Origin of the sequence: Pandoraea sp. LA3 (assembly GCF_022696215.1) — a bacterium.
In the GTDB taxonomy this organism is placed as follows: domain Bacteria; phylum Pseudomonadota; class Gammaproteobacteria; order Burkholderiales; family Burkholderiaceae; genus Pandoraea; species Pandoraea capi.
In genome coordinates this window covers 89108-114839 of sequence record NZ_PTPY01000018.1, presented here as the reverse complement: position 1 = coordinate 114839, position 25732 = coordinate 89108, and the positions used below count along the sequence as shown (strand labels likewise).

The 25732-nt window shown below is 62.3% G+C and carries 22 protein-coding genes; 4 read left to right on the top strand and 18 right to left on the bottom strand.

The genetic code is table 11. The features are described from left to right. Positions 1-184 precede the first annotated feature (184 nt). The 8 genes from rfaD to cmk all read right to left on the bottom strand — a co-directional run bounded on the left by rfaD (position 185) and on the right by cmk (position 8176). Positions 185-1189, bottom strand: coding sequence for an ADP-glyceromanno-heptose 6-epimerase (gene rfaD, locus C5N93_RS03120; protein WP_242558222.1), 1005 nt, complete (start codon positions 1187-1189; stop codon positions 185-187). Further along, on the bottom strand, positions 1186-2175 hold the full coding sequence (gene rfaE1 / locus C5N93_RS03115; RefSeq protein ID WP_069340726.1) for a D-glycero-beta-D-manno-heptose-7-phosphate kinase: 990 nt from the start codon (positions 2173-2175) through the stop codon (positions 1186-1188). The genes rfaD and rfaE1 overlap by 4 nt, the downstream gene beginning before the upstream one ends. A gap of 17 nt (positions 2176-2192) precedes the next feature. Beyond that, complete coding sequence (locus tag C5N93_RS03110; protein ID WP_242558221.1) at positions 2193-3566, bottom strand: UDP-glucose/GDP-mannose dehydrogenase family protein; 1374 nt, start codon at positions 3564-3566, stop codon at positions 2193-2195. Positions 3567-3587: 21 nt separating this feature from the next. Further along, positions 3588-4763, bottom strand: a complete 1176-nt coding sequence (lapB, locus tag C5N93_RS03105; protein ID WP_242558220.1) for a lipopolysaccharide assembly protein LapB — start codon at positions 4761-4763, stop codon at positions 3588-3590. Between the two features lie 60 nt (positions 4764-4823). Next, entirely contained in the window at positions 4824-5117 is a 294-nt protein-coding gene (locus C5N93_RS03100; RefSeq protein WP_042115054.1) for a LapA family protein, read from the bottom strand. Between the two features lie 248 nt (positions 5118-5365). Beyond that, positions 5366-5659: an integration host factor subunit beta gene (locus C5N93_RS03095; protein ID WP_017232087.1), complete on the bottom strand. Its 294-nt coding sequence runs from the start codon at positions 5657-5659 to the stop codon at positions 5366-5368. A 12-nt stretch (positions 5660-5671) separates the two neighbouring features. Next, on the bottom strand, positions 5672-7375 hold the full coding sequence (gene rpsA, locus C5N93_RS03090) for a 30S ribosomal protein S1 (RefSeq protein WP_039400075.1): 1704 nt from the start codon (positions 7373-7375) through the stop codon (positions 5672-5674). A gap of 114 nt (positions 7376-7489) precedes the next feature. After that, the gene (cmk, locus tag C5N93_RS03085) at positions 7490-8176 is read right to left on the bottom strand and encodes a (d)CMP kinase (RefSeq protein WP_069340723.1); all 687 of its coding nucleotides are present in this window, start codon (positions 8174-8176) and stop codon (positions 7490-7492) included. 120 nt (positions 8177-8296) lie between these two features. On the opposite strand from cmk, the gene C5N93_RS03080 reads away from it, so the two are divergent. Beyond that, positions 8297-9622, top strand: a complete 1326-nt coding sequence (locus C5N93_RS03080; protein WP_242558219.1) for an Nramp family divalent metal transporter — start codon at positions 8297-8299, stop codon at positions 9620-9622. 284 nt (positions 9623-9906) lie between these two features. Here the strand turns inward: C5N93_RS03080 and aroA are convergent, their stop codons facing one another. The 6 genes from aroA to gyrA form a co-directional block, all read right to left on the bottom strand. Further along, positions 9907-11229, bottom strand: coding sequence for a 3-phosphoshikimate 1-carboxyvinyltransferase (gene aroA, locus C5N93_RS03075; protein WP_242558218.1), 1323 nt, complete (start codon positions 11227-11229; stop codon positions 9907-9909). After that, positions 11229-12101, bottom strand: a complete 873-nt coding sequence (locus tag C5N93_RS03070; protein ID WP_242558217.1) for a prephenate dehydrogenase/arogenate dehydrogenase family protein — start codon at positions 12099-12101, stop codon at positions 11229-11231. The genes aroA and C5N93_RS03070 overlap by 1 nt, the downstream gene beginning before the upstream one ends. Positions 12102-12118: 17 nt before the next feature. Continuing rightward, a complete protein-coding gene (gene pheA / locus C5N93_RS03065; protein WP_069340720.1) occupies positions 12119-13201 on the bottom strand; it encodes a prephenate dehydratase in 1083 nt (360 codons plus the stop codon). Positions 13202-13288: 87 nt separating this feature from the next. Beyond that, a complete protein-coding gene (gene serC, locus C5N93_RS03060) occupies positions 13289-14401 on the bottom strand; it encodes a 3-phosphoserine/phosphohydroxythreonine transaminase (protein WP_242558235.1) in 1113 nt (370 codons plus the stop codon). Between the two features lie 259 nt (positions 14402-14660). Then, positions 14661-15248 (bottom strand): DUF2059 domain-containing protein, encoded by a 588-nt coding sequence (locus C5N93_RS03055; protein ID WP_150722536.1) that lies wholly within the window; start codon positions 15246-15248, stop codon positions 14661-14663. A gap of 141 nt (positions 15249-15389) precedes the next feature. Continuing rightward, the gene (gene gyrA / locus C5N93_RS03050) at positions 15390-18011 is read right to left on the bottom strand and encodes a DNA gyrase subunit A (protein WP_150722537.1); all 2622 of its coding nucleotides are present in this window, start codon (positions 18009-18011) and stop codon (positions 15390-15392) included. Positions 18012-18422: 411 nt separating this feature from the next. Between gyrA and ompA the strand changes: the two genes are divergently transcribed. Next, positions 18423-19091 (top strand): outer membrane protein OmpA, encoded by a 669-nt coding sequence (gene ompA, locus C5N93_RS03045; protein ID WP_242558216.1) that lies wholly within the window; start codon positions 18423-18425, stop codon positions 19089-19091. Between the two features lie 105 nt (positions 19092-19196). Here ompA and C5N93_RS03040 read toward each other — a convergent pair whose 3' ends face one another. Further along, entirely contained in the window at positions 19197-19985 is a 789-nt protein-coding gene (locus C5N93_RS03040; RefSeq protein ID WP_242558215.1) for a hypothetical protein, read from the bottom strand. 229 nt (positions 19986-20214) lie between these two features. Between C5N93_RS03040 and C5N93_RS03035 the strand changes: the two genes are divergently transcribed. Then, positions 20215-20685, top strand: coding sequence for an EVE domain-containing protein (locus tag C5N93_RS03035; protein ID WP_242558214.1), 471 nt, complete (start codon positions 20215-20217; stop codon positions 20683-20685). 162 nt (positions 20686-20847) lie between these two features. Continuing rightward, the gene (locus C5N93_RS03030) at positions 20848-21555 is read left to right on the top strand and encodes an SIMPL domain-containing protein (protein ID WP_069340713.1); all 708 of its coding nucleotides are present in this window, start codon (positions 20848-20850) and stop codon (positions 21553-21555) included. Positions 21556-21675: 120 nt separating this feature from the next. Here the strand turns inward: C5N93_RS03030 and C5N93_RS03025 are convergent, their stop codons facing one another. The 3 genes from C5N93_RS03025 to C5N93_RS03015 all read right to left on the bottom strand — a co-directional run bounded on the left by C5N93_RS03025 (position 21676) and on the right by C5N93_RS03015 (position 25711). Continuing rightward, positions 21676-23208, bottom strand: a complete 1533-nt coding sequence (locus tag C5N93_RS03025; RefSeq protein WP_242558213.1) for a malonyl-CoA synthase — start codon at positions 23206-23208, stop codon at positions 21676-21678. A gap of 76 nt (positions 23209-23284) precedes the next feature. Further along, the gene (locus C5N93_RS03020; protein ID WP_242558234.1) at positions 23285-24085 is read right to left on the bottom strand and encodes an enoyl-CoA hydratase-related protein; all 801 of its coding nucleotides are present in this window, start codon (positions 24083-24085) and stop codon (positions 23285-23287) included. A 42-nt stretch (positions 24086-24127) separates the two neighbouring features. Beyond that, positions 24128-25711: a malonyl-CoA decarboxylase family protein gene (locus C5N93_RS03015; RefSeq protein WP_242558212.1), complete on the bottom strand. Its 1584-nt coding sequence runs from the start codon at positions 25709-25711 to the stop codon at positions 24128-24130. Positions 25712-25732: the final 21 nt, after the last annotated feature.

Genomic DNA, 25732 nt, shown 5'->3' with positions numbered 1-25732 from the left:
TCGAAACATTCTAATCCACCGGCCATGACCTCGCTCAGGGTAAGGTCTCGCGGCCAGCGATCGCTATCGTGAGCACCCGGCGATATCCGATATCCGAGACGGCGCGCCAAACACAACGGGGAGCCGTCTGGCTCCCCGTGTACCGGGCCGACCCGGTGACAGGCATGGCGCGCCTGGCGCGTGCTCACTGCGCCAGCAACCAGCGCACGTAACGCGAAACGCCTTCGCCAACCGTATAGAACGGCTGCTGATAGCCGCCGGCCTGACGCAGATGTTCTACGCTCGCCTGCGTGAAGCACTGATACTTGCCGCGCAGCGCGTCCGGGAACGGGATGTATTCCACGATCCCCTGTTTGACCATCTCGTCGAGCGACAGCGGCGCTTCACCGGCTTCCTCGCGCAACGTGTTGATCACGGCAATCGCGATGTCGTTGAACGGCTGCGCGCGCCCCGCACCGAGGTTGAAGATGCCGCTGCGCTCCGGATGATCGAAGAAGTGCAGGTTCACCTTCACCACGTCTTCGACCGACACGAAGTCACGGCTTTGCGTACCGGCAGCGTAGCCGTTGTACTCGCCGAAGAGCTTCACACGGCCATTGGCACGGAATTCGTTGAAGTTGTGGAACGCCACCGACGCCATGCGGCCCTTGTGCGCCTCGCGCGGGCCGTAGACGTTGAAGTAACGGAAGCCGGCCACCTGACTCGGCAGCTTGCCGCCCGCCTCACGCATGGCGCGGCGCACGATCTGGTCGAACAGGAACTTCGAGTAGCCGTAGACGTTCAGCGGCTTTTCATACTCGCGCGTCTCCACGAACGTTTCCGACGCGCCATAAGTCGCTGCCGACGAGGCATACAGGAAAGGCACGGTCTGCGTCTGACAGGCCTCGAACAACGCCCGCGTGTAGCGGAAGTTGTTCTCCATCATGTAGCGGCCATCCGTCTCCATGGTGTCGGAGCAGGCGCCTTCATGGAAAATGGCGCGCACGCGACCGAATTCCCGGCGCTGGAAGCGCGCGACAAAGTCGGTCTTGTCGAGGTAGTCGCTGATCTCGCAGTCGACCAGATTGCGGAATTTGTCCGCACGCGTGAGGTTGTCGACCGCCACGATGTCGGTCTCTCCGCGCTCGTTGAGGGCTTTGACGAGGTTGGCGCCGATGAAGCCCGCGGCGCCCGTCACGATGATGGTCATGTCAGCTCGGAAAAGAGTTCGGTGTAGTCGACGGTCGCGGTGCCCAGCTTGCCCACGACGATGCTGCCCGCACGATTGGCGAGCACGACGGCCTGCGGCAGGGGCAGACCGGCGGAAAGCGACGCCGCCAGCGTGGCGATCACCGTGTCGCCCGCGCCGGAGACGTCATACACTTCGCGCGCCTGCGCCGGCACGTGCAGCGCACCGCTTTCGGTGAAGAGCGTCATGCCCTCCTCCGAGCGCGTGAGCAGCAGCGCTTCCAGCCCCAGCGATTCGCGCAGATTCTGTGCCCGCGACGTCAGATCGTCCTCCGAACGCCACACGCCCACGACCTGCTGCAATTCGGAGCGATTCGGCGTGAGGATCGTGGCGCCGCGATAGCGCTCGTAATCGCTGCCCTTCGGGTCGACGAGCACCGCTTTGCCTGCGGCGCGCGCGGCTTCGATCATCGGCTGGACATGCGTCAAACCACCCTTGGCATAATCCGAGAGCAGCACGACGTCATAGCTCGTGAGCAACTGACGATACTGATCGAGCACCGCCAGCAATACCTCACGCGCCGGCTGATTCTCGAAGTCGATACGCAGCAGTTGCTGCTGACGCGACACGATGCGCAGCTTGATGGTGGTCGCGAGATCCGCGTCGCGCGTCACGAAAGCCATCACGCCACTGGCGTCGAGCATGTCGACCACGCGCTCGGCGGGCTCGTCCTCGCCCAGCACGCAGAGCAGGCCGGCCTGTGCCCCCAGCGACGTCGCGTTGAGCGCCACGTTCGCGGCACCGCCCAGACGCTCTTCGTTGCGCTTGACGTGCACCACCGGCACCGGCGCTTCCGGCGAAATGCGATTGACGTCGCCGAACCAATAGCGGTCGAGCATCACGTCACCGACGATCAGCACCCGGGCACGGCTGAACGCCTCGCGGGGTACGCTGGGCACGCCCGGCGCCTGAACCGTACGGGTAAGCGAAGTTGCCGTCGAATTCATCCGTCGTTCCTCGAAAATCAGGCGGATTCGCCCAGACCGCGGCCGATGCCGTGGTATTCGATACCCAGTTCCTGCATGGCTTCCGGGTCGTACAGGTTACGGCCGTCGAAGATCAGCGGCAGCGACAACGCCTGCTTCACCTTGGTGAAGTCCGGGCTGCGGAAGGCCTTCCATTCCGTGACGATGACCAGCGCGTCAGCGCCCGTGAGCGTGTCGTTCTGCGTGGCGCAGAACTCGATGCGACTGTGGGCCTGAGCGTCGTCGGCAAAGTCCAGCGCGACGACTCGGCGGGCTTCTTCCAGCGCCACCGGGTCGTACGCACGCACGCTCGCGCCACGACGCACCAGCTCCGCGATCACACGACGGCTGGGCGCTTCGCGCATGTCGTCGGTGTTCGGCTTGAACGCCAGCCCCCACAGCGCGAACGTCTTGCCCTTCAATTCCTCGCCCAGACGCGCCACGATCTTGTCGATCAGCACCGTCTTCTGCGTTTCATTGACGGCTTCCACCGCGTTCAGAATCCGCAGCGGCAGACCGTAGTCTTCGGCGGTACGCACAAGTGCCTGCACGTCCTTCGGGAAGCACGAGCCTCCGTAGCCGCAACCGGCGTAGAGGAAGTGATACCCGATGCGCGGGTCCGAGCCGATGCCCTGACGCACGTCTTCGATATCCACGCCCACGCGATCGGCCAGATTGGCCAGTTCGTTCATGAACGAAATACGCGTTGCCAGCATGGCGTTGGCGGCGTACTTCGTGAATTCCGCCGAGCGAACGTCCATGTACAGCGTGCGCTCGTGATTGCGGTTGAACGGCGAGTACAGGCGCTTCATCATCGCGCGCGCCTGCTGACCGTCGGCGTCGTCATCCACGCCGATCACGATGCGATCCGGACGCATGAAGTCGTCTACCGCCGCACCTTCCTTCAGGAATTCGGGGTTCGAGACGACCGAGAACTTCACGTCTTCGCTACGCTTGGCAAGCTCTTCTGCGACCGCGGCGCGCACCTTGTCTGCCGTGCCCACCGGCACCGTCGACTTGTCCACGATCACCTTGAAGCTCTTGGCGTAACGGCCAATGTTGCGTGCTGCTGCGACGACGTATTGCAGGTCGGCCGAGCCGTCTTCATCGGGCGGCGTGCCGACCGCGATGAACTGCACGTCGCCGTGCGCCACGGAAGCCTCGACATCGGTCGAGAATTGCAGACGGCCCGCTTCGCGGTTGCGTGCGATGACTTCCTGGAGGCCCGGCTCGTGAATCGGCACGCCGCCGTTGTTCAGGATCTCGATCTTGCGCGGGTCGACGTCGAGACAGAACACGTCATTACCGACGTCTGCGAGACAGGCACCCGTGACAAGGCCGACGTAGCCGGAACCGATGATGGTGATCTTCATGATTTTGCGATGTTATGAAACTTATGTTGCTGCCGGCACGTCGGCACGGCGCGGCGTGTACGTCTCCCAGCCGTTACAGCCGGGGCACTGCCAATAGAAAAGTCGGGCGCGGAAGCCGCACTGGTCACAGACATAGCGCGGCAACGACTTGGTACGCTGCGTAATCAGCTTGCCCATGAGTTGCAGGTCCGACTGCGTGTCGCCATGCGCAGTCGCCGCATGCGCTTCGAGCAAACGCGCCATACCGGGGGCGCTCGGCGCACGGTGCATCTGCTCGCGCATCAGCTTGAGCGCGGCTTCCGGGCCGTCGAGCGACAATGTCTTTTCATAGACGATTTCGAGCAGATCGTCCGACGGGTTCTTGCGCAAGGCGTCACGCAACATGGCCAGCCCTTCCGGCGCCCGGCCCAGGGCCTCGAAGGCCTTCATGACCCGCTTCGCAGCGAGCCCGAGGTACATCGGATTCTGTTCCTCGATCGTGCGCAGCACCCGCAGCGCGCCCTCGGCATCTCCGGCCGCGAGCAGCATGTCGCCGCGCAGCAGCGGCGCACGCACGTTGGCCGGATTCACGGCGAGCGCGGCGTCCAGTTCACGCCCAACCGCCTCGGTATCTTTGCGTTGCAGCGCTTCCTGCGCCAGTTCGCAATGGAACTGGGCGATCTCCTTGCGGTAGGACACGGCAGGATCGAGATCCGTCAACGTTTCGGCTTCCGCCAGCGCTTTACGCCACTCTTTCTCGATCTGATAGATCGTGAGCTTGGCATGTTGCGCTGCCTTCGCGTACGCGCCGGTCTGCAACCGGCTGAAAGCGTCTTCGGCGCGATCGAGCAGACCCGCCTTCAGGAAATCGTGGCCGAGTTCGTACAGCGCATGCTCGTGATCGGCTTGCGGCAGATCATCGCGCGAGAGCAGGTTCTGATGGACTCGAATGGCGCGTTCCGTCTCGCCGCGACGGCGGAACAGACTGCCGAGTGCGAAGTGCAGTTCGGTCGTTTCGGGATCGAGCTTGGCGACTTCGATGAAGGCGTCGATGGCCTTGTCCGGCTGTTCGTTCAGCAGGAAATTCAGACCGCGGAAATAGGATGCCGGCAGATTGCGGCTTTCCGAGAGCAGGCTGCGCAAATCGAGTCGCGCAGCCACCCAGCCGCAGCCGAAGATCACGGGGATGGCAAGTAGCCACCAGACCTCGAATTCCATGAATGCGTGTTGTCGTTGAAACAGTCGATGAGGATGACGAGTGTCGTGCGCCGCGCCGCGTTATACCGGCGGCAGCATCGGCGGCTGATCGCTCGCCTCGGGATCACGCTGGGCACGGGCCAGGTCGCGTCGCGTGCGACGCAGTTCAAGGCGTTGGCGCATCAGGCTCGGCAACGTCGCGAGCACGCCGATGACACCACCGACCACAAAAAATGCCAGTCCGATCATGATGAGCGGCGCTGTCCACGTATGCCCCAGGAACAGGTTCAACGTGACCTCGCCGGTGTTGGCCAGCGCGAGACACAGCAACACCACGAATACGATCAGACGAACGATCCAAACAATCAGCTTCATGCCGAAAGGCTCCTGCGGCAGGATTGCCGTATGTTTTGCAACTTGAGCCGGCCGCACGAGGCGTCGAAGCCCTGGACGCACCAGGCCAGCACGTGGGCGTATTGTACCGGATGTGCTCTGCGAGGCGTCGTTCCTGCAAAGTGCTTCACATTTCCGGCGATTGTCCGCACCGACACCACCCTGTCGATCGTCAGATACAAAAAAAGCGCCCGAAGGCGCTTTTCTTGCGTAGTAGATCCCAAAGGGCCTTATTGGTCCGACGCCTTGTGATCAACCCGCTCTCGCAACTCCTTGCCGGGCTTGAAGTGCGGCACGAATTTCTCCGGCACCATCACTTTCTCGCCCGACTTCGGGTTGCGGCCGACGCGCGGTGGCCGACGGTTGAGCCCGAAGCTACCGAAACCGCGGATTTCGATTCGATGACCGCGCGCAAGCGCATCGGCCATCGCGTCGAGAATCGTCTTCACCGCGAAATCGGCATCCTTGAGCACCAACTGGGGAAACCGCGCCGCCAACTGGTTGACCAATTCAGACTTGGTCATAGGCCTTGGACCTTACTGATTCTGGCTGTCCAGCTTGGCCTTGAGCAGGGCACCGAGGTTCGTGGTGCCGCTCGCTGCCGAGCTATCCGACGACATCTTGCTAATCGCTTCCTGTTGCTCGGCCGAATCCTTGGCCTTGATCGACAGGTTGATGTTGCGCGACTTGCGATCGATGTTGACGATCATTGCGTTGACGGCTTCGCCTTCCTTCAGCACGTTACGGGCATCTTCCACACGGTCGTGCGAGATTTCCGAAGCGCGCAGGTAGCCTTCCACGTCATCGCCCAGCGACACGACAGCACCCTTCGGGTCAACGGCCTTGATGGTGCCGTCAACGATCGAGCCCTTGTCGTGGATCGCCACGAAGGTGTTGAACGGATCGCCTTCGAGCTGCTTGATACCCAGCGAAATGCGTTCCTTCTCGACGTCGATGCCCAGAACCACGGCTTCGACTTCGTCGCCCTTCTTGTACTTGCGAACCGCTTCTTCGCCAGCTTCGCTCCACGACAGGTCCGACAGGTGGACCAGGCCGTCGATGCCGCCCGGCAGACCAATGAACACGCCGAAGTCGGTGATCGACTTGATTGCGCCCTTGATCTTGTCGCCCTTCTTGAAGTTGCGCGAGAAGTCATCCCACGGATTCGGCTTGCACTGCTTCATGCCGAGGCTGATACGACGACGGTCTTCGTCGATCTCGAGCACCATGACTTCGACTTCGTCGCCCAGTTGGACAACCTTGGTCGGTGCAACGTTCTTGTTGGTCCAGTCCATTTCCGACACGTGAACCAGGCCTTCGATGCCCGATTCCACTTCGACGAATGCGCCGTAGTCGGTGATGTTGGTGACCTTGCCGAACAGGCGGGTGCCTTGCGGGTAACGGCGAGCAATGCCTTCCCACGGATCTTCGCCGAGTTGCTTGACGCCCAGCGAGACGCGGCCCTTCTCTTGATCGAACTTGAGGATCTTGGCGGTGACTTCCTGGCCAACCGACAGAACTTCGCTCGGGTGACGCACACGACGCCATGCGATGTCGGTGATGTGCAGCAGGCCATCGATGCCGCCGAGGTCGACGAACGCGCCGTAATCGGTGATGTTCTTGACCACGCCCTTGACGATCGCGCCTTCCTTGAGCGTTTCGAGCAGCTTGGCGCGCTCTTCACCCTGGGTGGCTTCGATCACGGCACGGCGCGACAGCACAACGTTGTTGCGCTTGCGGTCGAGCTTGATAACCTTGAATTCGAGGGTCTTGCCTTCGTACGGGGTCGTGTCCTTGACCGGACGCGTGTCAACCAGCGAACCCGGCAGGAATGCACGGATGCCGTTGACCATCACGGTCAGACCGCCCTTGACCTTGCCGGTGATCGTACCGGTCACGAGGTCGCCCGATTCGAGGGCCTTTTCCAGTTGCAGCCACGAGGCCAGACGCTTGGCCTTGTCGCGCGACAGCACGGTGTCGCCGTAGCCGTTTTCCAGGGCGTCGATCGCCACGGAAACGAAATCGCCGGCCTGAACTTCGACCTCGCCCTGATCATTCAGGAATTCTTCGATGGGGATGTACGCTTCGGACTTGAGGCCGGCGTTGACGACCACGAAGTTGTGGTCAACCCGAACGACTTCAGCGCTGATGACTTCACCAGCACGCATGTCTTGACGGGAGAGCGACTCTTCGAAAAGCGCCGCGAAAGATTCGTTGGTCGAGGTTTGCAGGTCGGACATAAAAGTGGATTACGCCGCTGACGTCCATCTCCCGAAGGGGGGCTGACGAGAACGTGCAACGGTTGGGTTAAAGGTTAGACAAAGCCAAGCCAGGTGACTGCATGAAACACCCGGTCAGGCGCCTTGCGGGTACTGCACTTGCGCGAACCATTCGAGCACCTGAGCCACCGCCTGATCGACGTTAAGCCCCGACGTGTCGAGTACCCGCGCACCCTCTGCCGGCCTCAGTGGCGCCTCGGCACGGGTACGATCCCGCGCATCACGCGCCTCAAGATCCAGCATGAGACTGTCTATGTTAGCAGAAAATCCTTTTTCTATCAATTGCTTATACCGCCTCTCGGCACGCGCCTGTGGCGTGGCGGTCAAAAACACCTTCAAATCGGCTTCCGGGAAGATCACCGTTCCCATGTCACGACCGTCCGCCACCAGCCCGGGCGCGGTCTTGAAGCCTCGCTGGAGCGCCGTCAGCGCCTGCCGGACAGCCTTGTGCACCGCAATACTGGATGCCCGATTGCCGATCGCTTCGGCACGAATGGCGTCGGTCACATCCTCACCTGCCAACCAGATACGCTGATCGCGGAAACGCACGTCGAGCGTCTCCGCGAGGACGGCGAGGGCGCTTACGTCGTCGGGGTCGATCCCGTGGCGAGCACTCGCCAGCGCGGTCAGCCGGTAAAGTGCCCCACTGTCGAGGTAATGAAACCCCAGTTCGTCGGCCACCCGGTGCGCCACCGTCCCTTTACCGGATGCCGTCGGGCCATCCACCGTAATGACCGGAATCGAGTCGTCCACCACCGTCAAATCAGGCATTCCTTCGTCTCTGTCTATCCAACACATTAAAAAATAAAACTTCCCATCCAAATAATAATGATTATCATTTAGATATGGACGCTATTTGCGCCGCCGGAAGATGTGACTGCCATGCAAAGCCGCGATTATCCCTTAGCCGGCCCCGAATGGGTGCCGCCGCCCGATCCGCAAAACCCGACACCGCGCCGTGCGCAGCGCTGGATGGGGTTTGCCGGGGCGGGCACGCTCATCGCCGTCGGCTATATGGATCCGGGCAACTGGGCCACGGCGATCGCGGGCGGTGCCCGCTATGGCTACACGCTGCTGAGCGTAGTGCTGCTCTCGAGCGTCATGGCGTTGTTGTTGCAATGGTTGGCCGCGCGCGTCGGTCTGGTGACCGGACGCGATCTCGCGCAACTCTCACGTGACCAGTATAGCCGTCGCACCTCGTTGGCGTTATGGGGGCTTTGCGAGATTGCCATCATCGCCTGCGATCTGGCCGAGATCATCGGTAGCGCGGTCGCGCTGCAACTCCTGTTCGGTCTGTCGTTACCGGTCGGCGTCGTGCTCGCCGGCTTCCTCGCCTTTGCCATGCTGGGTTTGCAGGGGTTCGGACAGCGCCGCCTCGAAGGCGCCGTCGCTGCCTTGATCCTGCTGACTGCCGGTTGCTTCGCCGCGCAGCTCGCACTGGCCAATCCCGATTGGGGGGCCGCGGTCTCCGGCCTGCGCCCGCGTAGCGAGATCGTCGCTCAGGCGGGCATGCTCTGGCTGGCGGTGGGGATTCTCGGGGCCACCGTCATGCCGCACAACCTGTACCTCCACTCGGCGCTGCTTCGCATGCGTGGCGAAGCGATGCCCGAACGCACGCCCGCCACGATGAACCGGGCGCTGAAGACAACCCAGTGGGACACCACGCTCTCGCTCGGCTTCGCCTTTCTCATCAACGCCGCACTGCTGATACTTGCCGCTGCCGTGTTCCACGCCAGTGGCAATACCGCAGTGGAATCGCTTGGCGACGCCCACAAGTTGCTGGCGCCGTTGCTCGGCAGTCAATGGGCGGGCGTCATGTTCGCCGTCGCGCTGCTCGCCTGCGGCCTGAACTCCACCGTGACAGCCACGCTCGCCGGTCAGGTCACGATGGAGGGTTTTCTGAATCTGCGCATGAAGCCATGGCAGCGCGCGCTCATCACGCGCGGACTGGCGTTGATTCCGGCGTTGTTGATCGTCGGTCATGGTGGCGAGGCTCAGACCACGAACCTGCTGATTTTCAGTCAGGTGGTACTCAGCCTTCAGTTGCCGTTTGCCGTGATTCCGCTCGTCCGGTTTGCCGGTGATGCCAAGTTGATGGGGCAGTGGCGTGTTCGCGGCGCGCTGCTTGCCAGCGCATGGCTGATCGCCGCCGCCATCGTCCTGCTTAATGGCGTTCTGCTCTGGCAAACGATGACGGGACAGGCGTGACGGCCATCGGCGCGCAACGTCCGGACTTGCTCGTTGGGCCTCCCCCGCCATGACAAAGGCCCGGCGTTTCATCGATTAGGTGCGCCGCCCCGCCTCGGAAGTCGGCGAACGCAGCGTTGCGAGACGCCAGAATGGTCATACGCTCGCCCTAACGGAAAACGGCTGAGCATCCGTAGAAAAGAGGCTCCAGCGCGAACGACAGGGCGCCAGGAATGCGCAAAACCCGATTCGGCCCCGCGCGAGATCGCAACGGTACCGAATCGGCCCTGCCAGCACCAAGCAAATTACGAAGCGACGCGCGAAAACTCGGTGAAGTACGTCGGGAATGTCTTGGCGACGCACTTCGGATCGTTGATCGTCACAGGCACACCGCCCAGACTCACGAGCGAGAAGCACATGGCCATGCGGTGATCGTCGTAGGTGTCGATCGTCGCGTTGGGCGTCAGCGCAGCGGGCGGCGTCACGCGCAGATAATCCGCGCCCTCCTCCACTGTCGCCCCGACCTTGCGAAGTTCGATGGCCATTGCCGTCAGCCGATCCGTTTCCTTCACGCGCCAGCTGGCGATATTGCGCAGCGTGGTCGTGCCGTCAGCAAAGAGCGCAGCCACGGCAATCGTCATCGCGGCATCGGGGATGTGATTGAAATCCATATCCAGCGCACGCAGCTTGCCCGAAGGGGTATCGATGCCATGCACTTCGATAGCATCGTCATGCAGCGTCACGCGCGCGCCCATCGCTGCCAGCGCGTCGACGAAGCGCACGTCGCCCTGAATACTGTCACGGCCCACACCCTCTACACGCAGCGGGCCACCACCGATCGCGCCGACCGCCAGAAAGTACGACGCCGACGAGGCATCCCCTTCCACGCGAATCTCACCCGGGCTCCGGTACTTCGCGCCATCCGCACCCGCCGCCGGAAGCGTGAAGCGCGACCAGCCGTCCTGACGCACGTCGATACCGAACCGGCGCAGCAGTCGCAGCGTGATGTCGATGTACGGCTTGGAAATCAGTTCGCCTTCGACTTCGACGACGATCTCGCCCGTCTCCGACGGCAGCAGCGGCAGCGTCAGCAACAACGCCGTCAGGAATTGGCTCGACACATCGCCGCGCACGCGAATCGGCGTCACGGGCGCCTTCACATCGGCCGGTTTGATGTGCAACGGCGGATAGCCGGCATTGCCGAGATAGTCGATCTGGGCGCCAAGCTGCCGCAGTCCGTCGACGAGATCCCCGATCGGACGCTCGTGCATGCGCGCCACGCCAGACACCTCATAGTCGCCATGACTCAGCGACAGCGCCGCCGTCAGCGGACGAATCGCGGTTCCCGCATTCCCCATGAACAGCTTGGCCAGCTTCACCGGAAATACACCGCCGCATCCCTCCACGATGAAGTCACGCGAATCGCCGACCTGAGTGCATTTGACGCCCAGCGCAGCGAGGGCGTCGAGCATGACCTGCGTGTCGTCCGACGCCAGCAGTTCACGCACACGCGTCGTGCCGCGCGAGAGCGCGGCGAGCAGCAGCACACGGTTCGAGATACTTTTCGAGCCGGGCAGTCGAAGCGTGCCTTCGGCGTGGCCGTACGGGCCAAGATCGAGCGTTTCCATTACTTTTCCTGTTGCTTGGCCCATTCCGTTCGCGCCTGGCTGGTGCGGGCGAACACGGCCTCGAGACCGGCGCCATCACCGGCATCGATCAATTGACGTAGCGCGCCGAGGGTCGCGAGATAACCATCGAGTTCGGCAAGCAAGGCGTCGCGATTCGCCACGCAGATGTCGCGCCACATTTCGGGATTCGACGCCGCAATGCGCGTGAAATCGCGAAAACCGCCGCCCGCGAACCCGAACTTCAGTGCGGCGTCCGGCGCGTCGAGAATCTGCGCAATCAGCGCATACGACAACACGTGAGGCAAGTGACTTACCGAGGCAAACACGCGGTCATGCTGTGTTTCGGTCATCTCGGAGACGCGCGCGCCCGTCGCTTCCCACATCGCACGCACCCGCGCGACGTCGTCGCTGCGGTTGCCCGACTGAGGGCACAGCACGATGCGGCGATCGCGATACAGGTCCGCCTTCGCCGCATCGACGCCCGACAGTTCCGCACCGGCAATCGGGTGTCCCGGCACGAAGCGCCACGCGTCATCGCCAAGCGCAGAGTGTGCTGCGGCCACAGCGTCCGTCTTAGTGCTACCCGCGTCGGTCACGATCGTATGACCGGCCAGATACGGACGAATCGCGGCGAGCAGCGCGGGAGTTTGTGCCACTGGCGCAGCCAGCAACACGATGTCGGCGCCTGCGACGGCATCCGCCATCGACGATGCAGCCCGGTCGATCACGCCAAGTTCACATGCGCGAGCGAGCGACGCCTCGGTGCGTCCTACTCCCACGACTTCCTTCACGACGCCAGCCGCTTTCAGCGCGCGCGCGAGCGAACCGCCGATCAGACCAACGCCGCAGATAACGAGCTTATTCAGACTCATGGTGTCTTTCCCCGGCGTCACGCGGAACGCGGGTACGAGCCGAGCACCTTGCAATAGGCCGCGTTCTGACGCAGCGCGTCGAGTGCCTTGGCGACGTTCTCATCGTCGCGATGCCCTTCGAAGTCGACGTAGAAGTAATACTCCCAGGCACCGCTCTTGGCCGGACGCGACTCGAAGCGAGTCATCGACACACCATTGTTGGCCAGCGGTTCGAGGAGCGCGACGACAGCACCCGCGCGATTCGGCACCGAGAGAATCAGCGACGTCTGATCGCGGCCGCTCGGCGCCGCGTCCTGCGTGCCGATCACGACGAAGCGCGTGCGATTGTGCGGATCGTCCTGCACGTGCGAGAACGCGATCTGCAAGCCATACTGCGTCGCCGCCGATTCACCGGCGATGGCGGCAATGGCCGGATCGGCCGCTGCCATACGCGCGGCCTCGGCGTTGCTCGACACCGCCTGACGCTCAAGCTGCGGGAAATGCGCCGTCAGCCAATGCTGGCATTGGGCCAGCGACTGCGCGTGCGAGCAGATGCGCGTCACACCGTCGAGCGTGCCCGACAGCGACATCAGGTTATGGTGAATCGGCAATGCCACTTCGCCGCCAATGGTCAGGGGGCTTTGCAGCAACAGATCCAGCGTGCGCGAGACGACACCTTCGGTCGAGTTTTCGACCGGCACGACGCCGAAGTCGGCGCTGCCAGCTTCGACGGCACGAAACACTTCGTCCAGCGACGGGCACGGCAGCCCCTTCACGCTCTGACCGAAATAGGTCAGGGCAGCTTGCTCGCTATAAGTTCCGGCGGGGCCGAGATAGGCGACGGTCATCACCTTTTCCAGCGCGCGGCTGGCCGACATGATCTCGCGCCAGATGGACGCCAGATTGTCGCCATACAACGGACCGTCGTTAGCTTGCTGCAAGCGGGAAATCACCTGCAATTCCCGCTCGGGCCGGAATACCGGCGCACCAAAGCGCTTCTTGACCTCACCCACTTCGAGGGCGACAGCCGCGCGTTGATTGAGCAACTTGAGTAGTTGCGCATCGATAGCATCGATTTTCTCGCGCAAAGGGCGCAGCGATGCGTTCAGATCGTCTTCCATGGAGCGTATTGTCTTCTTGCTAAGTGACATGATCAGGCGGCTCGCGGCGCACAGTCTTTCAACCGTTGCGCCGGCCGTTCGCCCTCGTCAGCCGTGGCTGCGCTCGAATTCGCGCAGATAGTCGACCAGTGCCTCGACGCCGGCAAGCGGCATTGCGTTGTAGATCGAGGCGCGCATGCCTCCCACGGACTTGTGGCCCTTGAGTTGCAGCAGGCCGCGCTCGCGAGCGCCGGCCAGGAATGTTTCGTTCAGTGCGTCGTCGTGCAGGAAGAAAGGCACGTTCATCCGCGAGCGGCAATCCGGAGCGACCGACGTCCGATAGAAATCGCTGTCGTCGAGGAAACCGTACAACAGCTCCGCCTTCGCCTTGTTCACCGACTCCATCGCCGCGAGGCCGCCCTGGCGCTTGAGCCACTGGAACACCAGCCCCGCAATGTAAATCGCGTAAGTCGGCGGCGTGTTGTACATCGAATCGTTCTCGGCGACCGTCTTCCAGTCGAACGCGCTCGGCGTGAACGGCAACGAACGGCCGAGCAGGTCGTCGCGCACGATCACCATGGTCAGTCCCGACGGTCCGATGTTCTTCTGCGCGCCACCATACATCACACCGAACTTCGACACGTCCATCGGACGCGAAAGAATGTGCGACGAAACGTCGGCGACCAGCGGCACGTCCGGCAGACCGACGGCCGCCAGGTCCGGCGTCCAGAAATACTCGACGCCATGGATCGTTTCATTCGTACAGATATGGACGTAAGCCGGGTCCTTGGACAGCTTCCATTCATCGACCTGCGGCAAACGCGTAAAATTTTCCGCTTCGGTGCTGACCGCGACGTTGACATCGCAATACTTGCGCGCTTCCTTCTGCGACTTGACCGACCACGAGCCGGTCACGACGTAGTCCGCCGTGCGACGCTCGTTCGCACGGGCACCGCCCAGCAGGTTCATCGGGATGATCGCGTTCTCGGCGAGCGCCCCACCCTGCATGAAGAGGATCCGGTAGTTGTCCGGTACCGCGAGCAGCTCGCGCAGATCGGCCTGCGCCTGCGCCAGAATGCTCATGAACTCCCGGCCGCGATGGCTCATCTCCATCACGCCCATGCCGGCACCCTGCCAGTCGAGCATTTCCTCGGCTGCCTGACGAAGAACCTCTTCCGGCAGCGCCGCCGGTCCGGCGGAGCAGGTGAACGCGCGCGGCAGCTGGGGGTTGGCTTTTCCCGTTGCCCCCCCCCCGCCCTCGGCCGGGTATCCCCCGCCCCCGCGGCGGCGGCGGCAAAGACCCACTATACCGCCAGTTGGCCCTTACGTGCGGAGGCGGGCCGTAATTCCGGCGCAGGATGGTCGTTTCCCGGAATATTCCGAGCAGAACCTGCCGGCAAACCCCATCAATGCAAAATGGCCGTTTGCGATCTCTCGCAAACGGCCATTATCGGTCAATCCCCGAAGGATCGGCCGAAATTTACTTCTTGGCCGGCGCCTTCGGTGCCGACTTGGCAGCCGCGGCGATTTCGGCGTCAGCTTGCTTGCTGGTCGCTTCGATCGATTGCGGCATGTACTTCTGCATCAGACCGCCAACCACTTCCTGGCCGACCTGATCCTGGACCTTGATGTACTTCTGGCCCACCGGGCTCTTGTAGAACGCCGTCAGACCCTTGATTTCGTCGGTCGTGTAGAACTTGCCGTAGGCGTTGTACTGAGCCTGCACAGCGTCGTTCTTGAAGGCGTCGGTCGTGAACACCTTCCCTGCGCCGTCAACCAGCTTCTGCACCGAGTTCTGTTGCAGCGTCGGGACGATCGCCTGCTTCTGAGCATCGGTCAACGTCTTGTTTTCGACCAGTTGACGCTCGAGCACTTGCGGCGCCAGTTGCTTGGCTTGCCCCTGAGCACCTTCACCGATGGCGGTGACGAGCTTGTTTGCGTCGATGGCTTCCAGCAGATCCTTGATGGCTGCCTTCTTGTCCGCGTCAAGCGGAGCGCTCTGCTGAGCCATTGCCATTGCCGGTGCTGCGAGCAGCAGCCACATCCACTTCTTGACGTTGCGTTGCATAGTAATAGTCACTCCAAAATTCGTCAGTTTCCACCGACGATAAATAGATGCATCCTCGCCTGGGCACTTCACTGCATCGGGCCAGATTCTACTGACTTTTCGGGGCAATGCACCCCTAGATTACATCGAGTTACGCCGGTATTACTCCGTGACATCCGTGTCCGGTGTCTCGTCGTCGCCCTGCGCGTCGCCGTTCTCGGCAACTTCGGCATCGGACTCAACGATACGTTGCAGACCCGAGAGTGTCGTACCTTCGTCCAGGCTGATCAGCGTCACCCCCTGCGTGGCGCGACCCATTTCACGAATCTCGGAGACACGCGTACGAATCAGCACCCCGCCGGTCGTGATCAGCATGATCTCGTCATCCGGCTCGACCAGCGTTGCGGCAACCACACGGCCGTTGCGCTCGCTCGTCTGGATCGCAATCATACCCTTAGTGCCACGGCCGTGGCGGGTATATTCCGTGATCGACGTGCGTTTGCCGTAACCGTTTTCGGTTGCCGTCAGCACCGACTGCTGCTCGTTTTCGGCGACCAGCAGCGCGATGACCGTCTGACCGTCTTCGAGCTGCATACCGCGAACACCACGCGCTTCGCGGCCCATCGGACGCACGTCGTTCTCGTCGAAGCGCACGGCCTTGCCGGCGTCGGAGAACAGCATGACGTCATGCGCCCCATCGGTGATGGCCGCGCCGATCAGCACGTCGCCGTCATCGAGATTCACGGCGATGATGCCCTTCTTGAGCGGACGGCTGAAGGCCGCGAGCGGCGTCTTCTTGACCGTGCCCAAGCTCGTTGCCATGAACACGAAGCGATCTTCCGTGTACTCCTTGACCGGCAGCACCACGTTGATCTTCTCGCCTTCCTGCAACGGGAACATATTGACGATCGGACGGCCACGCGAGTTCCGCGAACCTTGCGGCACTTCGTACACCTTGATCCAATAGACACGACCACGGTTCGAGAAGCACAGGATCGTGTCGTGCGTGTTCGCGATGAACAGCGTATCGATCCAGTCGTCGTCCTTCGTCGCCGCCGCCTGCTTGCCGCGACCGCCGCGCTTTTGCGCACGATACTCGGACAGCGGCATCGACTTGATGTAACCCGAATGCGACAGCGTCACCACCATGTCCTGTGGTGTGATGAGGTCTTCGGTATCGAGTTCGGTCGCGTTGTGTTCGATGGTCGAGCGGCGGGCATCGCCGAACTCGGCACGCACGGCCGTCAATTCTTCGCTGATGATCGCCGTCACGCGCGGCGGGCTGGCCAGAATGTCGAGCAGGTCGGCGATCTGCGCCATCACTTCCTTGTACTCGGAGACGATCTTGTCCTGCTCAAGACCCGTCAGGCGTTGCAGACGCATCTGCAGAATTTCCTGCGCCTGCGTTTCCGACAGGCGATACAGGCCGTCGGGCTGAACGCCGACCGCCGCATCGAGCCCTTCCGGACGATAGGCGGCCAGACCGCCCTGCGTCTCGCTGTCGGCACGCGCGAGCATCTCGCGCACGACGGACGAATCCCACGACTTCTCCATCAACGCCGCCTTCGCGATCGGCGGCGTCGGGGCTGCCTTGATGATCGCGATGAAGTCGTCGATGTTAGCGAGCGCTACCGCCAGACCCTCGAGCACATGGCCACGCTCACGGGCGCGGCGCAGCTCATAAACCGTGCGGCGAGTAATCACTTCGCGGCGGTGCGCCAGGAAGTGAACCAGCATTTCACGCAGGTTCAGCAGCTTGGGTTGGCCGTCGACCAGCGCCACCATGTTCATGCCGAACGTATCTTGCAACTGCGTGTGCTTATAGAGATTGTTGAGCACAACCTCCGGCACTTCGCCGCGCTTGAGTTCGATCACGACACGCATACCGCTCTTGTCGGATTCGTCGCGGATGTCCGAAATACCTTCCAGACGCTTCTCGTTGACGAGTTCCGCGATCCGTTCGAGCAGTGAGCGCTTGTTAACCTGGTACGGCAGTTCGTCGACGATGATCGCCACACGCTGGCCGCGATCGATGTCCTCGAAGTGCGTCTTGGCACGCATCACCACGCGGCCGCGTCCGGTGCGATAGCCTTCGCGCACGCCCGAAATGCCATAGATGATGCCGGCCGTCGGGAAGTCCGGCGCCGGAATGATCTCGATCAGCTCATCGACGGTCGCTTCCGGATTCTTCAGGACGTACAGACAGCCCTCGACGACTTCGTTGAGGTTGTGCGGCGGAATGTTGGTCGCCATACCGACGGCGATCCCCGACGAACCGTTGAGCAGCAGGTTCGGGATACGCGCCGGCAAAATGAGCGGCTCTTTTTCGCTGCCGTCGTAGTTGGGTCCGAAGTCGACGGTTTCCTTGTCGATGTCGGCGAGCAGTTCGTGACCGATCTTGGCCATACGAACTTCGGTGTATCGCATGGCGGCGGCATTGTCGCCGTCGACCGAGCCGAAGTTGCCCTGACCGTCGACGAGCATATAGCGCAGCGAGAACGGCTGCGCCATGCGAACGATGGTGTCGTATACAGAAGCGTCGCCGTGCGGGTGGTACTTACCGATGACGTCACCGACGATACGTGCCGACTTCTTGTAAGCACGGTTCCAGTCGTTGTTCAGCTCGTGCATGGCGAAGAGCGCACGGCGGTGAACCGGCTTCAGGCCGTCACGCACATCCGGCAAGGCGCGGCCGACGATCACGCTCATGGCGTAATCGAGATACGACCGCCGCATTTCTTCTTCGAGCGAAATCGGGAGAGTTTCTTTGGCGAACTGATCCATTATCCGTGTCTATCAAGCCCTAATCGCGATAGGCGGCTGCCGGCGATATGATCGTGCGATTCTAACATGCCCGTCATAGGCATCCGAAACGAGCGTGATGCGATGCACAAGAGATGTCTGGCACGCCAAAACGCCAAACAAGGGAAAGAAATGAAACGGTTGGCGAGGGGCCTCAAAAGGTGTTGCGCTCAAACCACAACTGCGCCACGACCGGCGGCAAAGCAGGGGTTTTTCTCGCGACCGTCTGAATCGCTATGGCAAAATGCCGTGGCATAAGTTAGACATTATTCGAAGTGCATGGGCCATGCTTTCGCGCACTTGCCAATGTTATACTTCGAGCGATGTAAGACTTTGGTTCTGTCGTCTAGGCTCGCAGTAAACCTGCGGTAATCTCATTTCGAGAGGAGAAATATGAATAAATTCGCTAAGCTCGCGATCGTTGCAGCTACCGCAGTGATGGCTGCTTCGGCTATGGCCCAAAACTACGTCCAGACCGCTCCGGGCCCGATCGCGGCCTCGAAGCAAGCCGTCAACGACAACTGGGTGAACGGCAGCGGCGAGTGGGTTTGGAAAAACGGCTCGGACGAACTGTGCTGGCGCGATGCCTTCTGGACCCCGGCCACGGCCAATGCCAAGTGCGATGGCTCGATCATTGCACAAGTCGCAGCCCCGGCACCGGCTCCGGTCGCTCCGGTCGCTCCGGTCTCGCAAAAGGTCACGTATCAGGCTGACGCACTGTTCGACTTCGACAAGGCTATCCTGAAGCCGGCCGGCAAGCAGAAGCTGGACGACCTGGCTGGCAAGATTCAGGCACTGAATCTCGAAGTCGTCGTCGCTACGGGCTACACCGACCGCATCGGTTCGGACAAGTACAACGACCGTCTGTCGCTGCGCCGCGCACAAGCTGTGAAGGCTTACCTGGTCAGCAAGGGCGTCGAAGCCAACCGCGTGTACACGGAAGGCAAGGGCAAGCGCAACCCGGTTACGACTGGTTGCAACCAGAAGAACCGCACGCAACTGATCAGCTGCCTGGCTCCGGATCGTCGCGTGGAAGTCGAAGTCGTCGGCACGAACAAGTAATACGGTTCACCGACAACGAAAAACCCCGCCTCGGCGGGGTTTTTTTTCGTCCGTCTTCCTTCGCCGGCCTGCGGACATGACGGACGAATGCGGTCTCCGGTGACGTCAGGCTTCGCTTCCCAACTGAGGGTACTGCCGCCTCACCATGAAGGACATCAACGCTTTGACCGGACGGTCACGCCACCACGAGCCCGTCTCCAGCGGCTTGAACATCATGCGCGTTGCCGCCTCCACTGGCATGTACTGCTTCATGACATCGCCCGACATCGACAGGAAGGCATCCCAGGTCATTGTCTCGAACGGCGGGGGCGATCGCCAGAAGTGGTTCAGCGGTTCGAAGGCGAACGCGATGTCCTCGTCACGCACCAGTTCACTTCGCGCCACCATCGTGCGCAGCCGGCTGATCACGCCGTGCTGCTCGACGGCGTTATACCGGTCGAAGGTCTTGCGGAAGTACCGGTAGTGACCGACCTCCTCGCTGCTCAGCTTGTGCATCATCTGCTTGAGCTCCTCGACCGGCATATACGATTCGAGGCAGCGGTAGATCATGGCTGTCTGCGTCTCGGTGACGCAGCGCGACAAGGCCTCCAGCGCCAGCGACGGCCGCATGTACTGCACATCGCATCGGGGTTTGTAGCGCGCGAGAAACGCGTCGTAAGCCGGGGCCCAGTCGAACTCTGGCCAGACGCGTGCGATATAGTCTTTGGCAAGCCGCCCATGCTCGACTTCTTCAGGCAGCCAGGTGTCCTGAAGCCAGGTGCGCATCTCGTCGTCGTCGCCATACATCTGGTTGAGCGTGGAGACGAACTCGGGGACACTGGTTTCGATAAACGACACCGTGGCGAGGGAATAGAAGATGAACGCGTTGCTACGAACAGACGGCTCTGCTGCCATGACTCACTCTCCTATCGGCATAGGCGGTTGAACATGTCCATGGAACGTCACGCAAAGGTCACAAAGACATAGTATAGGAATTGGCCCAATATCGCAGTGCGGCAACCCATCCATAGCCCATGCCACGCCCCGGGATCCTCTCGGGTCGTTCAGGCTGCGCTTACCTCGCTGCTATCGACCGGCATTCCGTCCGACGCCAACCGCAAGCCATCCCGAACACTGAAACGACATGACGCAACGATACTGGCTGATGAAGTCCGAACCCGAAGAGGCAAGCATCGACGACCTCGCCAACGCCAAACAGCAGACCCTTGCGTGGACCGGCGTGCGCAACTACCAGGCGCGCAACTTCATGCGTGACGACATGCGCGTGGGCGACGGGGTGCTCTTCTACCATTCGAGCTGCGCCGTGCCGGGTATCGCCGGTCTGGCCACCGTCGCCTCCACCGCGTATCCGGATCCAACACAGTTCGACCCAAAGAGCCCGTACTTCGATCCCAAATCCAAGCCCGAGTCGCCGCGCTGGTTACTCGTAGACGTCAAGCTCGATCGCAAGACCCGAGTCGTGCCCCTGACCGAAATGCGTCAGACACCGGAGCTCGACGGCATGCTCGTGCTGGCGCGCGGCAACCGGCTTTCGATTACACCGGTCGCGCCGGAACACTGGAAGTTCATCAGCAAGCACTTACTTAGAGCGTGAATTGCAGGAAGGATCCCGAAAGGGAACCAAAATTGTTGCGATAGCGTCTGTATAACGTTGCCGCCCAACGCATAGCACGTACTTACTTGCAGGCTATCGGTCGGCAACCGGTCAAACGTTCGCCATCAAGATGCGAACTCACATTCGAAAAAGGACATCACTATGCGCAAATCTCTCGCCGCTGCTCTTCTCATTGCCACGGCCGCGAATGCGGCGTATGCCCAATCGGGTGACGAGTCGGCACGTCAGGTCTCCGGCGTGCTGGGTCTCGAAGCGAGTGCCACGAAGGAAGTCGAGCAGGACACCGTGCACATCACCATGTCGGCACAGGAACAAGGTCCCGATGCCGCCACCGTGTCGCGCAACCTCACGCAAAAAGCCAACAAGGCGATGTCCGTCGCCAAGAGCCAGAGTGTCGTCGAAGTGCAGACCGGCAACGTGTCGCTCTATCCGTCGACCAACCGCGACGGCAAGATCACGGCGTGGCGCGGCCGCACCGAACTGCAGATGACGTCGAAGGACTTCGGCGCTGCGTCGCGTCTGGCCAGCCAGATCTCGGATCAGATGCAGATGGACGGCGTGTCGTTCTCGCTCTCGCGCGAAGCACAGGAGAAGACGCAGGCCGAGCTCACCAACCAGGCCATCCAGGCGTTCCGCAATCAGGCGCAGAACAACGCGAAGGCGTTCGGCTATAGCGGCTACACGATTCGTCAGGTGCAGGTGGGTGCGAACGCGCCGATGATGCCGCGCCCCTATGCCATGAAGGCGATGGCCATGAGCGCGAGCGCCGACGCCGCCCCGCCGATGCAACTCGAAGGCGGCAAGACGCAAGTGACCGTGACGGTCTCGGGCACCGTGCAAATGAAGTAATGAAGTAATAAGGTAAGACCTGCCGACGGCGCGAATGCCGCGTCGATCGCAGCAATGAAAATGCCGCCTCATCGAGGCGGCATTTTTTTCATCGTTGACGTGAAGACGTCAGCGCTTCGCTCACTTGAATCGATCGCGCAACACGTTTTTCTGCACCTTGCCCATCGTATTGCGCGGCAACTCGCTCACGACGTGCACGCGCTTGGGCACCTTGAAGTTGGCGATACGCTGCTTGAGTGCATCGATGACGGCGCGCTCGTCCGGGGCTTGCCCACCCGCTCGCGGCACGATGACAGCGACGACGGCTTCGCCGAAATCCGGATGCGGCACGCCGATCACGGCAGACTCGGCCACCCCCTCCATCTCGTCGATGAAGCCCTCGATCTCTTTCGGGTAGACGTTGTAGCCGCCGGAGATGATGAGGTCCTTCGAGCGTCCGACGATATGCACATAGCCGTCCTCGTCGAACTTGCCCACGTCGCCCGTCTTGAAGAACCCGTCGCCGGTAAATTCCTCAGCAGTCTTCTCCGGCATACGCCAGTATCCCGCGAACACGTTCGGCCCCTTGACCTGAATGTGGCCGATGTCGCCCTGCGCGCTCGGTTGCCCGTCGTCGCCGACCACGCGCACCGTGACCTCCGGCAGCGGCACACCGACCGTGCCGGCACGACGTACCTTTTCCGCCTCGCCGTGATACGGATTGGAGACGAGCATCACCGTCTCCGACATGCCGTAGCGCTCCAGAATCGTATGCCCCGTACGCTCGCGGAATGCGTCGAACGTCTCGCGCAACAGCGGTGCCGAGCCGGAGATGAACAGACGCACGTTGCGACACACGTCGCGATTGAGTCCAGCCTCCGCGAGCAGGCGAACGTAATACGTGGGCACCCCCATGAAGACCGTGGCGCGCGGCAACTGATGCAGGACTTCTCTGGCATCGAACTTCGACAGCCAGATCATCTTGCTGCCCGAATACAGCGCGGCGTGGCTTGCGACGAACAACCCATGCACGTGGAAGATCGGCAGCGCGTGCAGCAGCACATCGCCGCCTTCACGCTCGCCCCACCCCCAGAAGGCATGCAACACACGCGTATTGCTCGCCAGGTTGCCGTGCGAGAGCATCGCGCCCTTGCTGCGGCCCGTGGTACCCGAGGTGTAAAGAATGGCCGCGAGGTCGTCGGGCGAGCGCGGCACGGTCTCGAACGTGTCGCCGAACCACGCGGCCCGCTCCAGCAGCGAACCGGTGCGGTCATCGCCGAGCGTAAAGACGTGCTTCGCGCCATTCGTGAAGGCGATCTTCGATACCCAGCCGAAGTTCGACGGGCTGCACACCACGACATCCGGCGCTGCGTTTTCGACGAAGTAGGCGATTTCGCCTTCGCGATACGCCGTGTTGAGCGGCAGATAGACCAGCCCCGCGCGCAGCGTGGCGAGATACAGCAGCAGCGCCTCCGGCGACTTCTCGACCTGCGCCGCCACGCGGGTGCCCGGGCTCAGGTCCAGGCTCGCGAGCAGGTTGGCGATACGGGCGCTGGCCCGTTCGAGGTCGTCCCAACTGTAATAAAGTCCTTCGGGCGTCTCGATGGCGCACGCCGTTTTGTCAGTGGGAAAACGTTCGGCAAAGAGTCGGTAGAGGTTGGCGTCTTGCGTCATAAACAGAACCGGATTCAGAACAATGGATGCTTCAGGGTGAAATCGAATACAGACCGCGAATACAGACCGGAGCGCCTCAGCGTCCCCGGAAATCGGGCGCACGCTTTTCCAGAAACGCGGCCACACCTTCACGGTGATCGTGCGAGTCCCAGTACGAGAAGGCCATCTGCCACTCGGCCTCCGATAACGGCGGCGCGCTTGGCGCGAGCCGGGCGATCAGCCACTTGTTCAATTGCGCGGCGAGCGGCGCTCCGGCGGCAACGCGTCGGGCGCAAGTGTAGCCTGCTTCTTCCACCGCTTCGTCTTCGACGACGCGCGTCAGCAGCCCCTTCTCCTTCGCCTCCGCCGCACCGAACACACGACCTTCCAGCAGAATTTCGAGCGTCGTGGCGCGTCCCGCGAGCGCGAGCACCCCGCGCAACTCGCCCGGCGCCATCGGAAAGCCAAGCTTGTTGATGGGCACGCCGAAGCGCGCGCCCTGCGCGGCGACGCGCAAGTCGCAATGGGCCGCAATCTCCAGCCCGCCGCCCACGCACACGCCCTCGATCAACGCCACGCTCGGATGCCGACAGCGCGCCAGGGCATCGAGCGTCGGGCCGATGACCTCGCCGTGATAGCGACCCAGCGTATCGTAGCTGCCGCGCTCCACCGGGAACTCCTCGATGTCGGCGCCCGCAGCGAAGTGACCCTGCGCACCCCGGATGACGATCGCGCGCACGCGGGTGTCGCCGTCGAGCGTCTGCACATGCGTGCGCAGCGCGTGCCACATCGCCACCGAGATGGCGTTGAGTTTGCCGGGATTGGAGAGCGTCAGCGTCACCAATCCCTCGTCAAGCAAACTGTCGTCGCGCAGAACTTCGCTCACCCGCGCCTCCATGATGGTTTCCATGCGCTCATTCAGTACACTCACTCAGTACGTTCACAGCAAACGCGTCACCGCGCGTCCGACGGCGGGTTTGCCATCGATCAGCCGTTGCAGATTCGCGTCGAGCTCGTCCGGCTCGTAGAGATAGTTCACCATCATGCCGCACGATTGTTTCGCGCCCTTCTTCGAAAGGTCGGCGTGCCAGTTGATCCGTTCGACGCGCGCGCCATTGCCGAGGTGAAAACGCGCGACCGGATCGCGGGGCTGACCCCGCACGGTCTCGCGAGCCAGATAGTGCGCCGCCAGCGATTCGCCCAGCGTGCGTTGCAGCGCCTGCACGCCCTTGCGCTCGGGCGATGTCTGCAACCACGCCATCACCTGCGCGCCCGACGCCTCCCCCGCCAGCGACGGCTCCTGTGCCAGCAGCTTCAGACGCTTCGGTCCGAGTACTTCCGCGAGCGCTGCGGCGCTCAGTTGCCGCAGCCAGTCGTTGAAGCCGGGAATCGGGGAAAGCGTCGCGAAGTTGCGCAACTTCGGGAAGTCGACATGCAACTCGTCGATCACGCGTTTGAGCAGGAAGTTGCCGAAGCTCACCCCTCGCAGCCCCGGCTGCGTGTTCGAGATCGAATAGAAGATGGCCCAGCGCACGCGGCGCAGGTCTTCGAGCGGCGCCTGCTCGTCGAGCAGCGAATGCACGTCAGCCGCCATGTCCGGTACGAACGCCACTTCGACGAAAATCAGCGGCTCGCGGGGCATACGCGGATGGAAGAAGGCGTAGCAGCGACGGTCGGAATCGAGCCGGTTGCGCAAATCCGCCCACGACGAGATTTCGTGCACGGCTTCATAGCGCATGAGCTTTTCGAGCAGCGACGCCGGCGAATCCCACGTGATCGGATGCAACTCCAGCAGGCCGACGTCGAACCACGTCGAGAAGAGGCTGCCAAGATCCTCCTCCAGCGCCGCGAGCCCCGGCAGTGCCGCCCGGTGAGTCAGCATGTCCGCGCGCCAGCGCACGAGGAACGGCAACCCGTCGGGCAACGCATTGAAGCGCTTGAGGAACCGGACCCGTTCGCTGCCGAGCGCTCCCGCCAGTCCGGTGGCGGCACGTTTCGCTTCCTTCGCTTCCTTGCTGTCCTTGCCGTCCTTGCTATCCGTTGCCGACGCTGCGTCGCTCGCACAGATATCGGCGACGACTGTGAGCAACGCCAGTTGCTCTGCTGCGGACGCCGCGCTGTAGCGCGTCATGAAGTCGCGTGCCGCCTCGTTGGCCGACGAGTCCGTCAGCCGCGCCGACAGGCACTGCGTCAACTGACGGCGCAACGCGTTCTCCGCGCGGGCCGACAGCGTCGCGGCGACGACCTTGCCGTCCGCTTTGCCGTCTTTGCCGTCTTTGCCATCCTTGCCGTCTTTCGGTGAGCCGCCGCCGGATTTTCCGCCGCGTCCGAACCACTGTCCGAGGCGCTCGCCGAGCGACGGCTTCGCTGAGGGCACCGGCGCGCTCACGTCCGCCACGCTCTCCGGCGCACTCCTTCCGGGCAAAGAGGACGCAGAGGATGACGAGGGCGACGATGACGCCGAAGCGGACGACGACGTCCCCGACGACGAACTCAGCGATACCGGCACAGACATTGCGGACATGATCGGCTCATCCTTCATGGC

What these genes read in the sequence shown, in the direction of transcription:
- pheA (WP_069340720.1), bottom strand. Translation starts at nt 13,201, where the DNA reads ATGGAAGACGATCTGAACGCATCGCTGCGCCCTTTGCGCGAGAAAATC.
- lapB (WP_242558220.1), bottom strand. Translation starts at nt 4,763, where the DNA reads ATGGAATTCGAGGTCTGGTGGCTACTTGCCATCCCCGTGATCTTCGGC.
- C5N93_RS03020 (WP_242558234.1), bottom strand. Translation starts at nt 24,085, where the DNA reads ATGGAGGCGCGGGTGAGCGAAGTTCTGCGCGACGACAGTTTGCTTGAC.
- ompA (WP_242558216.1), top strand. Translation starts at nt 18,423, where the DNA reads ATGAATAAATTCGCTAAGCTCGCGATCGTTGCAGCTACCGCAGTGATG.
- C5N93_RS03100 (WP_042115054.1), bottom strand. Translation starts at nt 5,117, where the DNA reads ATGAAGCTGATTGTTTGGATCGTTCGTCTGATCGTATTCGTGGTGTTG.
- C5N93_RS03035 (WP_242558214.1), top strand. Translation starts at nt 20,215, where the DNA reads ATGACGCAACGATACTGGCTGATGAAGTCCGAACCCGAAGAGGCAAGC.
- C5N93_RS03070 (WP_242558217.1), bottom strand. Translation starts at nt 12,101, where the DNA reads ATGAGTCTGAATAAGCTCGTTATCTGCGGCGTTGGTCTGATCGGCGGT.
- rpsA (WP_039400075.1), bottom strand. Translation starts at nt 7,375, where the DNA reads ATGTCCGACCTGCAAACCTCGACCAACGAATCTTTCGCGGCGCTTTTC.
- C5N93_RS03095 (WP_017232087.1), bottom strand. Translation starts at nt 5,659, where the DNA reads ATGACCAAGTCTGAATTGGTCAACCAGTTGGCGGCGCGGTTTCCCCAG.
- C5N93_RS03015 (WP_242558212.1), bottom strand. Translation starts at nt 25,711, where the DNA reads ATGTCCGCAATGTCTGTGCCGGTATCGCTGAGTTCGTCGTCGGGGACG.
- rfaD (WP_242558222.1), bottom strand. Translation starts at nt 1,189, where the DNA reads ATGACCATCATCGTGACGGGCGCCGCGGGCTTCATCGGCGCCAACCTC.
- C5N93_RS03030 (WP_069340713.1), top strand. Translation starts at nt 20,848, where the DNA reads ATGCGCAAATCTCTCGCCGCTGCTCTTCTCATTGCCACGGCCGCGAAT.
- C5N93_RS03110 (WP_242558221.1), bottom strand. Translation starts at nt 3,566, where the DNA reads ATGAAGATCACCATCATCGGTTCCGGCTACGTCGGCCTTGTCACGGGT.
- C5N93_RS03055 (WP_150722536.1), bottom strand. Translation starts at nt 15,248, where the DNA reads ATGCAACGCAACGTCAAGAAGTGGATGTGGCTGCTGCTCGCAGCACCG.
- C5N93_RS03040 (WP_242558215.1), bottom strand. Translation starts at nt 19,985, where the DNA reads ATGGCAGCAGAGCCGTCTGTTCGTAGCAACGCGTTCATCTTCTATTCC.
- aroA (WP_242558218.1), bottom strand. Translation starts at nt 11,229, where the DNA reads ATGGAAACGCTCGATCTTGGCCCGTACGGCCACGCCGAAGGCACGCTT.
- C5N93_RS03025 (WP_242558213.1), bottom strand. Translation starts at nt 23,208, where the DNA reads ATGACGCAAGACGCCAACCTCTACCGACTCTTTGCCGAACGTTTTCCC.
- C5N93_RS03080 (WP_242558219.1), top strand. Translation starts at nt 8,297, where the DNA reads ATGCAAAGCCGCGATTATCCCTTAGCCGGCCCCGAATGGGTGCCGCCG.
- gyrA (WP_150722537.1), bottom strand. Translation starts at nt 18,011, where the DNA reads ATGGATCAGTTCGCCAAAGAAACTCTCCCGATTTCGCTCGAAGAAGAA.
- rfaE1 (WP_069340726.1), bottom strand. Translation starts at nt 2,175, where the DNA reads ATGAATTCGACGGCAACTTCGCTTACCCGTACGGTTCAGGCGCCGGGC.